Source organism: Phaeovibrio sulfidiphilus (genome assembly GCF_014861485.1).
GTDB lineage: Bacteria > Pseudomonadota > Alphaproteobacteria > Rhodospirillales > Rhodospirillaceae > Phaeovibrio > Phaeovibrio sulfidiphilus.
The window spans coordinates 17469-27745 of the sequence record NZ_JACZHT010000010.1 but is presented as its reverse complement, the minus strand read 5'-3'; the positions used below and the strand labels follow the sequence as shown (position 1 = coordinate 27745).

General features: G+C 68.9%; 8 protein-coding genes and 1 tRNA gene. 2 read left to right on the top strand and 7 right to left on the bottom strand.

Features of this window, described 5'->3' with window-relative positions; translation table 11 throughout:
- The first annotated feature begins 643 nt into the window (after nucleotides 1-643).
- The gene (locus tag IHV25_RS10085; protein ID WP_192534999.1) at nucleotides 644-1567 is read left to right on the top strand and encodes a DMT family transporter; all 924 of its coding nucleotides are present in this window, start codon (nucleotides 644-646) and stop codon (nucleotides 1565-1567) included.
- Nucleotides 1568-1641: 74 nt separating this feature from the next.
- Here the strand turns inward: IHV25_RS10085 and IHV25_RS10080 are convergent, their stop codons facing one another.
- The 3 genes from IHV25_RS10080 to IHV25_RS10070 form a co-directional block, all read right to left on the bottom strand.
- Entirely contained in the window at nucleotides 1642-2493 is an 852-nt protein-coding gene (locus IHV25_RS10080; protein WP_192534998.1) for a hypothetical protein, read from the bottom strand.
- The gene (locus IHV25_RS10075; protein WP_192534997.1) at nucleotides 2490-3287 is read right to left on the bottom strand and encodes a hypothetical protein; all 798 of its coding nucleotides are present in this window, start codon (nucleotides 3285-3287) and stop codon (nucleotides 2490-2492) included. Before IHV25_RS10075 ends, IHV25_RS10080 begins: the two co-directional genes overlap by 4 nt.
- Before the next feature lie 558 nt (nucleotides 3288-3845).
- Complete coding sequence (locus IHV25_RS10070; RefSeq protein WP_192534996.1) at nucleotides 3846-4706, bottom strand: EamA family transporter; 861 nt, start codon at nucleotides 4704-4706, stop codon at nucleotides 3846-3848.
- A gap of 143 nt (nucleotides 4707-4849) precedes the next feature.
- Here IHV25_RS10070 and IHV25_RS10065 point away from each other — a divergent pair, with 143 nt between their 5' ends.
- On the top strand, nucleotides 4850-6265 hold the full coding sequence (locus IHV25_RS10065) for an aminotransferase-like domain-containing protein (protein WP_338048629.1): 1416 nt from the start codon (nucleotides 4850-4852) through the stop codon (nucleotides 6263-6265).
- Nucleotides 6266-6731: 466 nt separating this feature from the next.
- Here the strand turns inward: IHV25_RS10065 and IHV25_RS10060 are convergent.
- The 4 genes from IHV25_RS10060 to IHV25_RS10045 form a co-directional block, all read right to left on the bottom strand.
- A tRNA-Ser gene (locus IHV25_RS10060) sits at nucleotides 6732-6821 on the bottom strand.
- Between the two features lie 166 nt (nucleotides 6822-6987).
- Entirely contained in the window at nucleotides 6988-7743 is a 756-nt protein-coding gene (locus IHV25_RS10055) for a DUF5131 family protein (RefSeq protein ID WP_192534995.1), read from the bottom strand.
- A 112-nt stretch (nucleotides 7744-7855) separates the two neighbouring features.
- Nucleotides 7856-8863: a tetraacyldisaccharide 4'-kinase gene (gene lpxK, locus IHV25_RS10050; RefSeq protein ID WP_192534994.1), complete on the bottom strand. Its 1008-nt coding sequence runs from the start codon at nucleotides 8861-8863 to the stop codon at nucleotides 7856-7858.
- Nucleotides 8860-10164, bottom strand: a complete 1305-nt coding sequence (locus IHV25_RS10045) for a 3-deoxy-D-manno-octulosonic acid transferase (protein ID WP_192534993.1) — start codon at nucleotides 10162-10164, stop codon at nucleotides 8860-8862. Before IHV25_RS10045 ends, lpxK begins: the two co-directional genes overlap by 4 nt.
- Nucleotides 10165-10277 lie beyond the last annotated feature (113 nt).

The following is a 10277-nucleotide window of genomic DNA, read 5'->3' as shown; positions in this document are numbered from 1 at the left end:
GGCGGCGATCGCGCACGTTGCGGCGGGTCTGGCGATGGTGGGGACGTCGTGGTGGCACCACGTCCTGTATCCGCCCGCGAAGAAATAGGCGCCTGATCGGGGCCGCCTGTCCGGGCCTGTGATTGCTCCCGGCCTTGGGGCTCGGGGTGCGGGCCTCTGCCGGTCTGCGGGAGCATCGGATTCCCGGGCCGGGGCTCGGGGCCAGGGGGATTGCCGTTTTCAGGCGGGCTGCCGGGCCGGTGCGTCCGGCCTGTCTCCCGCGGCCGCTACCCCGTCCGGACAACTGGCGTGACGGGGGCAACCCGGGCGGAACCCGGCGCCGGGGCGTGGTGGGTTTGAAACGCTGGGACCGGTAGTGTCAGCGAATATTAAGGCGAGGGGGCGGGGTGTCCGGACAGGGCGCTGCGCCCCTTCGCACATCCGGGCGCGCGGTCGCTGGGCCGTCGTCGCTCGGTTTTCGGGTGCCCCCGTGTGCCTCCGTGTGCCCCCGTGCGCCCCCGTGCGCCCCCGTGCCATGGCCTCACAGGCCCCGAGCGGGACACGTGACCGGGACCAGCGGAATGGACCGTGGCAAAGGGCGGGCGTCGGGATTATGGTGGGCTGAAGCCATTCAAAACGACGACCACACGGGGGGAACCGGGCGATGGACACCCGAACAGCGCAGGGCTACGCGGCGGCCACTCTCCAGTCCCTTGTCATCGGCTTTTCGTTCATGTTCGTTGTGCTGGCCCTGCGCTCCAGCCAGCCGCTGGATTTGCTGTCCTGGCGTTTTGCGGTGGCTTTCGTCGGGGCTTCGGTGCCCCTGGCTCTGGGCCTCTGGCGCCCGGGCATCGGCTGGCGCGACCTGCCCCCCATTGTTCTGGCTGGCCTTCTCTATCCGGTCAGCTTTTTTGCCTTTCAGGTCTGGGGGCTTGTGTACATCACCTCGTCCGAGGCGGGGATCATTCAGGCCTGCATTCCGATTTTCACCCTGGTTCTGGCCCGGGTGTTCCTGGCAGAGCGCACGACCCTGGTGCAGAACGGGTTTGTTGTGCTGTCGGTGGCCGGGGTGGCGCTGATCTTTGCGATGAACGGGCTTGGCGTCGAGGGCTATGATTTCCGGGGGCTTGCGCTGATCCTGGGCTCGACCCTGTCCATTGCCGCCTACAACGTTCTGGCCCGGAAAATGACGCGCCGCTACACGCCCTTCACCCTGACCTACGTGATGACGGGTCTGGGTTTCCTTGTGTTCATGGGAGCCTCGCTGGGGGTGCGCGCGGCGGAAGGCTCGCTGGCCGGGCTGTTCTCGCCCTGGTCGGATCCGGAGTTCGCGCTTTCGGTTCTGTACCTTGGGGTGCTCTCGTCGCTGGGCACGTCGTTCCTGGCGGTGTATTCCCTCGCCCGGCTGGAGGCCTACAAGGTCAGCGTCTTTGGCAACCTGGCCATTGTTGTCAGCGTGCTGGCCGGGTTCGCGTTCCTTGGCGAGACGCTCTACTGGTATCACGGGGTCGGGGTGGTGGCGGTCCTGGTGGGTGTTGCGGCGACGGGGTATTTCGGACAGCCGAGGCACCGCGGGGCGGCGGACTGAGAATCGAAACAGGGGCTCCGTTGTCCCGGGAGCCCCTGTCAGGTGTGTCTGTTCGCCCAGTGGGCGTTCCGGTGTCAGCGCGTCGGGCGCGGGGCCCCGGGTCCGGCCGCGCTCCGGGCCGGTTGCCCCGGTTGCCCCTGTGTCGGCGGCGCAAACTGTTCGGATGCGGGGCGTGGTTCCAGGGTCCGGTCCGGGGCCGGCAGGGGCGGGACTTCAATGCTCCGGTGCTGCCCGTCCACTCCCGGATAGGCCGAGAGGGCCGCCCGGATCAGGACCGGAAGGGCCTCCTCCAGCGAGGGCGACGCCGAGCGCAGGGAGGCCACGACCTCCGCGTCCGGCAGCTCGTTTGCCGGAGACCGCCGGCCCAGCCGTTTCATGTCATAGACCCGCAGGCGCACGGTGATGTCGTGGAGGGTCTCGGTGTAGGTGTGTCGCTGGTACCGGTAGGGGTACGCGCCGTAGGCGGAGGGCTCCCGCCAACCCTGGTGGCGGTATCCCAGCGGGCTGAAGCCGAACGAGTAGTTCGTGCCCGGCCACAGCGTGGGATAGAGCATCTCGTTGTAGAGGACAGTGCGGCGGTACTCGTCGGTGTGGACGTGGACCATGGGCGCGCTCACGCTGGCGCTGAGGGTAACGCCAATGGCCGCGGCTGCGGGTTTGCCCACCACCACCGCTCCGGCCCGGGTCAGCTCCTCGTCCAGCCGCTCACGCACGCGGTTGAACTCCAGGGAGGCCGCCTGTTCGCCCTGGGCAATGACGGCGGTTTTCTGACCCGCCAGAGCGGGCGGTGTTCCCGACCGGTGGTAGGTGGCCACGTCCACGGAGACGCCCCAGGGGCCCTGCGGCCCCAGGGCGGTGCTGCATCCCGCCATCATCAGGGCTGCGCCCAGGGCGGCGGCGGGCAGTCTGGCAAGGAGACGGGTCATGGTCCGGCCTTTCGCGGAGCGCTTGCGACGGCGTCCGGAGCGCTCAGGACGGGGTTCGGCGGGCTGGCCGCGCCGGGCGGAACCTCGACCTGCTGGCGCTCCCCGTCCACACCCGGATAGACGTTCACCGCCGCCCAGAGCAGGGACGGAAGGGCGTCCGCAAGCAGGGGCGACGACGTCCGCATGGTGGCGATGATTTCCACGTCCGGCGTTGCTCCGGCCGTGATGCGGCCCCGGGTGCCGGAGACATCAAAGAACCGCAGGTGAAGGGTGGCGTCGTACGTGGTGCGGGTGAAGGATTTGGTGTAGGGCCCGTCCCGGAAGAACGGGTCTCTCCAGGCCCGGTGGCGGTAGCCGAACGGGTTGAAGCGGTCGTCAAAGTCCGATCCCGGCCAGATCTCGGGGTAGAGCGGATCCCCAAAGCCGTAGGGGGGCTCGTAGACCTCCTCGTAGGTCGTCTCGGAGGGGCCGCTGATGGTGGTCTCCACGGTCACGGCCACCTCGGCCGAGCGGGGCTTGTCCACCACCGCCGCGCTCTTGCGCATCAACTGGTCGGCAAGGACGTCCCGCGCCTGGGCAAACTCGAGGGAGGTGCGCTGGTCGCCGGTGGCGATGATCGCGGCCTTGTGCCCCTCCAGAACCGGCGGCTGGACGCCCTTCTTGTAGTACGAGATCACGTCCACCGTGATCGGGTCCGGAGTGCTGGAGGCATCAAGAAAGGTTTCGCAGCCCGAAAGGAAAAAGGCGGCGCAGACAAAAACGACTGCCCGGGCGGACGGGGGAAAGCAACTCATCGCAAGGCCCTTTCGTCACGGAGCCACCGGCGGGCAGGGGGCACAGGTGCCCGGCGAACCCCGCATGGCGTTGGAAGCTGAAAACGGGAAAACCGCATAGGCAGTATGTTGCAGTATTTTCGCGTTTAATTCCAACTCTAAATGAGTGGGGTTCCGTCCGATTTCCTGCCCGGGGGAGGGGGGTGCCCACGTGCGCACGGGCCCACTTGCCCCGCGGTCGGGGGCCGGGTCTCTCGGGCGCGGGTCCGGACCCGCGTGCCCGGGCGTGTGGCTCTTCGGATTGTCCGGCGGTCGCACATCGGCGAGGGCGCGGGTATCGCCGTACTCCGGCGCGGGGCGCTGGGTACTCGGAGGGGCGCTGGGGGGCTTTCAGGGGGCTGTGTCCGGGCTGGACACCGGGGGTGCCGCGCGGTGGTGGGGTGTCCTTCAGGAGGCCATAGCCCCGTGTGACCCGGGGCCAGGGCTGCGGGGCGGCACCCTCAGGCGCCGCACCCCTTTCAGCAGGAGCGGGGAGTGCCGCTCCGGTCCGGGGACCGGCGGTCCCCGGAGCTCCGGTCCCTAGGCAAAGCGCCTGGAGCCGGCGACGCAGATTGCAACGCCCAGGGCGATGCCCACCATTGCGGCGCTGACCGGCTCGTGCAGGAGCAGGGCGGCCGGAATGAAGCCCAGGAACGGCTGCAGGAGCTGGATCTGGCCGACCCCGGCCACGCCGCCAAGGGCAAGGCCCTTGTACCAGAAGATAAACCCGATCCACATGCTGAACGCGGACACGTAGGCAAGGCCGGACCAGGCGGACACCGAGATGGTCTCGGGGTTCGGGAAGTGGGACAGTCCCAGGGCGATCACCACGATGGGCAGGGCCAGGACCAGGGCCCACGAGATCACCTGCCAGCCCCCGAGGGTTCGCGACAGGATGCCGCCCTGCGCGTAGCCCACGCCGCAGACGATGATGGCCGCCAGCATGTAGCCGTCACCGGGCGAGAAGCTGCCGCCGCTCTGCCAGGCCGCAAAACCGGCCACCAGCAGGCTCCCGGTAATGGAAAAGGCCCAGAACGCGGGGCGCGGGCGCTCGCCGCCGAAGACCACGCCGAAAATTGCGGTCGAGAGCGGAAGCATCCCCATATAGACGAGGGAGCGGGCGGCGGTGATGTGCTCGAGGGCGAGGGCCGTGAACAGCGGGAAGCCGATCACCACACCCGAAACGACGAAGGCCAGTTTCCGGCAGGTGCGCGGGCCCGGCAGGCTCTGCCGGAAATAGATGAGGGCTCCCGCCGCCATGATCCCGGCAAGGGCGGCGCGCGCCCAGGTCAGGAAGAACGGGTCCATCTCCAGAACCGCGATTCGGGTCGCGGGGAGGGAGCCGCTGAAAACGAGGACGCCCAGAAAACCGTAGATCCATCCGTTTGCCGATTTGTTCACTGTTTCATCTCCCGGTTCAAATACCAATATCATGAGTGTGTTATCGCTCGTCGCCCGTGACGCCGCCAGAGACGGTGTGATACAATTCCAGGAAACTGTACCGACGAACAACGGAACTGTACTGGTCTAGAAAGGAGTACGGATTGAGCCCGGTCCCGGTGAAAGCAGGGGAAACCCTCGTTGAGAAGGCCATGGAGCATGTGCGCTCGCGCATCGCGGCACGAACCCTGGTGCCGGGGGCAAAGCTGGCCTCGATCCGCTCGTTCGCCCAGACCCTGGGGGTGTCGAAGTCCACGGTCGTCGAGGCCTACGAGCGCCTGGGCGCCGAGGGCATCATCCGGGCCCGCCCCGGCTCCGGGTTCTACGTTGTCGGCCACATGCCGCCCCTGTCCCTGGCCGAGCTGGGCCCGCGTCTGGACCGGGCGGTCGACCCCTTCTGGATCTCCCGCCAGTCCTTCGAGACCCAGGACGATTTCCTGAAGCCCGGCTGCGGCTGGCTTCCCACGTCATGGCTGGCGGATGACGCCATGCGCCGGACCCTGAGGGCCCTGGCCCGGGCGCCCTCGGAGCGTCTTCTGGACTACGGGGCGCCCATGGGGTCCATCGCCCTGCGCCAGCATCTTTCCCGGCGCATGGGCAATCACGGGATTGACGCGCCCCCGGATCAGATTGTTCTGACCGCCTCGGGGACGGAGGCCATCGACCTGGTCTGCCGCTTCCATCTGGAGCCCGGGGACACGGTTCTGGTGGACGATCCGTGCTATTTCAATTTTCACGCCCTTCTGCGGGCGCACCGGGCGAACATCGTGGGCGTGCGCTACACCCCCACCGGCCCGGATGACGAGGCCTTTGCCGAGGCGGTGGAGGCGCACCGTCCCAAGCTCTACATCACCAACTCGGCGCTCCAGAACCCGACGGGGGCCATCCTCTCGCCGCTGGTGGCCCACCGGATCCTGAAGATCGCCGAGCAGTCCGGTCTGGTCATCGTGGAGGACGACATCTTCGCCGACTTCGAGCACACCCCGGCCCCCCGGCTGGCGGCGTTTGACGGCCTCGACCGGGTGATCCACATCGGCAGCTTCTCCAAGACCCTGTCCGCGTCGGTGCGCTGCGGATTCATCGCCATGCGCAGGGACTGGATCGACGACCTGGTGGACATCAAGATCGCCACCCGGTTCGGAGGGGACCGGCTGGCAGGGGACATGGTCCTGTCCCTGCTCCAGGACGGGGCCTACCGCCGCCACATGGAGGCCCTGCGGGAGCGTCTGGCCGTCGCCATGAGCCGGACCAGCGCCAACCTGAAGAAGATCGGCATCACGCCCTGGCTGGAGCCGACGGCGGGCATGTTCCTGTGGGCCCGCCTGCCCGAGGGGCTGGATGCGGCCGTCATCGCCCGCAAGGCGCTGGATGAGGGTATCGTGCTGGCTCCGGGCAACGTGTTCAGCCTGTCCCAGAGCGCCGGGGGCTTCCTGCGGTTCAACGCATCCCAGTCGCTGAACGAGCGCCTCTATCGGACTTTGGAACGTCTGATGGAGACGGAGGCGCGCCGGCGCTCCTGACGCCTGAACGGCGGGAACGGGCCGGGGATATCGGGAACGGGCCGGAGGGCACCGCGAAAGGACAGGGGCGCGGGCGAGGCAGAGGGTATGGCGGCCCGGGGCAGGCTCCGGCCTGCCCCCGCTGTTCATCGCCCGTGCTGTTGCCGGCTGCCGGGTCCGTCGGCCCGGGGCGGGCTCCGGCCTGCCCGGCAGCTGTGGCCGTGTGGTGTCGTTGGGAGTGTGGTGTCGTTGGGAGTGTGCTGCCATGATGCGGGGCATGACGGACGGCCCTGTCAGTGCGGTTCTGCAGGCGTGATGGTCGGGCGGCGCCCATCAGGGTGTCCCGATGGCACGCGAGGGCCTCGGCGTGACAACACGCGCTCGCACGTTCATTTCGAATGACAGGAAAATGGGAGCAGCCGCTGGGTCTGCCGTTCCCGGACCCGGGTACCGGCCGTCCTGAACGTGACGGCCAGACCTCAGGGTCTGGCGGAGAGGGTGGGATTCGAACCCACGGTACCCGCAAAGGCACAACGGTTTTCGAGACCGCCCCGATCGACCACTCCGGCACCTCTCCGCAATATGTTCCCGAGGGAACGCGCAGAGGTGTAATCCATGGCGCCGGACTTTGCAAGCCCGCGCTGTCGTGGGACCAAAAAAATCTCCGATGGGCTGAACCGGTGTACCCGCCCGGCGCCGTCTCCGGGGGGGGGGAGGGCGGACGGGGCTTCCGCAGGGCCGGTCTACAGCGGACCCGTGTCCGGTGCCGGGGCCGTATCAATCGCCGCCTTCCGGGCCTGGGAGCCCTGAAGCGGCCGCGGGAGCCGATAGGTTCGCCCGTCCTTGACGAACACGGCTCCGGTCTGGCGGAAGGAAAAGCCCACTCCGGCGCGCAGGCACTGGTCGCGGATGGCCAGCACGTGGTCATAGTGGCAGGGACGGGCTCCGGGGCCTGATTCTCCCCCCACAACCACGCTGTGGGGACGGAGCCCCTTCAGGTGGGGGGACAGATCCAGGGGCCCAAGCAGCGGCTCGCAGAAGATCACCTTGTGGCGTATGGGCAGCACGCTAAAGACCGGCAGGCGGCTGTCCGCCCGAGGCTGGTCCTCCACGGTGGTGGCCACGGTGACGTGGGGCCAGCCCTCGCCCCAGTCCGGGGGCAGGGCGACGGTGAAGCGGTCAATCCGCTTGGTGACCAGAAAAAACCGCAGATCCGAGCGCATGCGGATCAATGCCCAGGCCTCGTCGCGCCAGGCATCGGCCTCCTCCAGAAAGAAGTCGGAGGACAGGCAGGTGAAAAGCCGCTCTCCCGGAGGAATGCGGTAGCGGCCATCCCGCCGGCGCAGGACCGGAAGGGCAAACGAGGCCGTGCGCCCTATGGCTTCCGGGTTCCGTCCGTGCTGGTGGTCGATCCGGAAGACATAGCAGTTGCGGCATCCGGGCGAGATCTTGCGACAGCCGTGCCAGGGGTTCCAGACGTGCTGTTTTGTGTCCGGCATTCCGTGCTCCGGGAGGGGGCGGGGTTCGGTGGGCGGAGGCTGGCCGGCGCGGGCTGGCCGGTGGGGCGTGCGTTGCCATTGCCGTCCGGGCTTCACCGGCCGGGCAGCCGCCTTACGACCCGGGCCAGGGGAAGCCGGGGGCGTCCCGGAAGTCGGTGAGGGTCTCGGCGATCATGGCCCGGAACCCGGCCTCGTCATCCATCTGGACCTGCACACCCACCACATCCACCTGCGCGCGCTGGCTGGCCGGAAGGCGCATGGCATCCTTGGTGGTGGTCACCGGTGTGGCGCCCAGCGCTTTTGCCTCATCCAGGATCGGCTGGATGTCAGTGCGGGCGTAGGGGTAGTGGTCCGCAAAGGGGTGCTCGGCCAGAACCTTCGCCCCCAGATCCCGAAGCGTCTGGAAGAATTTAGCGGGACGCCCGATCCCCGCGAAGGCCACAACCTTCTCCCCGGCCAGACGCCCGGCCGCCGCGCCCGGCTCGAGGCGGGCCGTGAACAGGGGGGTGGCGGGGGGGATCCAGCGGGCGATGTCCGTTCGGTCCTCGCCGATGCGGATCACGGCGTCCGCTCGGGCGAGCCCCGTCCGGATCGGCTCGCGCAGGGGGCCTGCGGGCAGAATGCGGCGGTTGCCGAATCCGTAGGCACCGTCGATGACCACAAGGGACAGGGTTTTCACCAGGGAGGGGTTCTGGTGTCCGTCGTCCATGACGATGGCCTCGGCTCCGCCGTCCACGGCGGCGAGGGCTCCGGCGGCGCGGTCCCGGGCAATCCAGCACGGGGCGCTGTTGGCAAGAAGGAGGGGCTCGTCCCCCACCTCCCGGTACTCATGGTGAATGGGGTCCACCCGCACCGGTCCCCGGAGGCTCCCGCCGTAGCCGCGGGAGAGAAAGTGCCCCTGGACCCCCAGGTCCCGCAGCACGCCCATGACCCGAAGGGCGACGGGTGTTTTTCCGGCCCCGCCGGCCGTCAGGTTCCCCACGCAGAACACGGGAACCCCGGCCTCCACGGGCCGGGTGGTTTCAAGGCGGCGTCGGGTCGCAAGAGCGTATACGTACCCCAGCGGCTCCAGAAGGCGGGCGGGGAAGGCATCGGTTTCCCAGAACTCGGGAGTTCTCATGATCCGTTTCCGTCAGGTGTCCGGCAGGCTGTCTCCAGAAAGGGTGCCAGACGCTCCATGATCCGGTCAATAACCTGGCGCTCCCCCCGGGCCCAGGCGCCTGCGGCGGCGGCCAGCTCCGCGGTGCGGTCCCTTGAGCCCAGAAGCTGGGCCAACTGGTCCTCCAGGTCGTTGCGGTCCGAGACCCGAAGGGCGCCGCCGGCGGCCTCCAGCCCGGCGGCGATCTCGGTGAAGTTCTCCATTCCGGGCCCCCACAGCAGGGCCGAGTCCAGAAGCGCGGGTTCCAGCGGGTTCTGCCCGCCGGTGCGGGCGCAGGCTTCCGGGAAGGTCTTCCCCATGACCACGACGGGCGCGAGGCGGTAGTAAAGCCCCATCTCGCCCATGGTGTCGCCCAGGAGCACATCGGTGTCGGGGGCGGGCCAGCCGTCCGAGCGCAGGGCAACGCTCAGGCCGTCCTGTTCCAGGCGGGCCTTTATGGCGCCGGAGCGGTTGGCGTGGCGCGGGACGATAAGGGTCAGGAGACCCGGAACCCGGGGCTTCAGGCTGCGGTGGACCGAGGCGGCCAGGAGTTCCTCGTCGGCGTGGGAGCTGGCCAGGATCCAGCGCGGGCGGCTCCCCATGGCGTCCTTCGCCCGGGCCAGGTCCTCGGGCACGAACGGGGGCGGGCTTGCGGCATGCTTCAGGTTGCCGACGCAGTCGGCGGTTTTGGCTCCCAGATCCCTCAGGCGCTGCGTGTCGTCCCGGGTCTGCCCCAGGACCAGGGCAAAGCCCTCCAGCAGCGGGGATACCAGGGGGCGCCCGAAGCGCCAGCGCGACCAGGACCGGGCGGACATGCGTCCGTTCAGAAGAACGCAGGGGATGCCCCGGGACCGGGCCTCCATCAGGTGGTTGGGCCACAGGTCGGACTCGGTCCACACGATCAGGTCCGGGCGCCAGTGGTCAAAGAAGCGCGTGACGGCCCCGGGCAGGTCCACGGGGATATACTGGTGCAGGACGCCGGGGGGGAGGCGGTTCCCCATGATCTCGGCCGAGGTGCGGGTTCCCGTGGTCAGAAGCAAGGTGGCCTCGGGGAACCGGGCGCGGGTGCGCTCGATCACGGGCAGCAGGGCCAGGGCCTCTCCCACGCTGGCTCCGTGGAGCCACACCAGCGGGCCCTCGGGCCGGGGACGCCCCGGCTCGCCACGCCGCTCGCCCACGCGCTCGGGATCCTCCTTCCCGCGGGACAGCCGGTAGTTCAGAAGGGGGGACAGCGCAGGGGAGGCCAGTCGGCTTGCACCTCGGTAGAATGCGTAGGAAATCATGGGGCTTCCATCTGAAAATAGGTGCGCGGATGATGATCCGGCCGGGAAGGGGCGTCAAGAAAAGGATCGGTCAGGATGACCGTCCCGGCCGCCCGGCATGCGCCGTGTTTCGC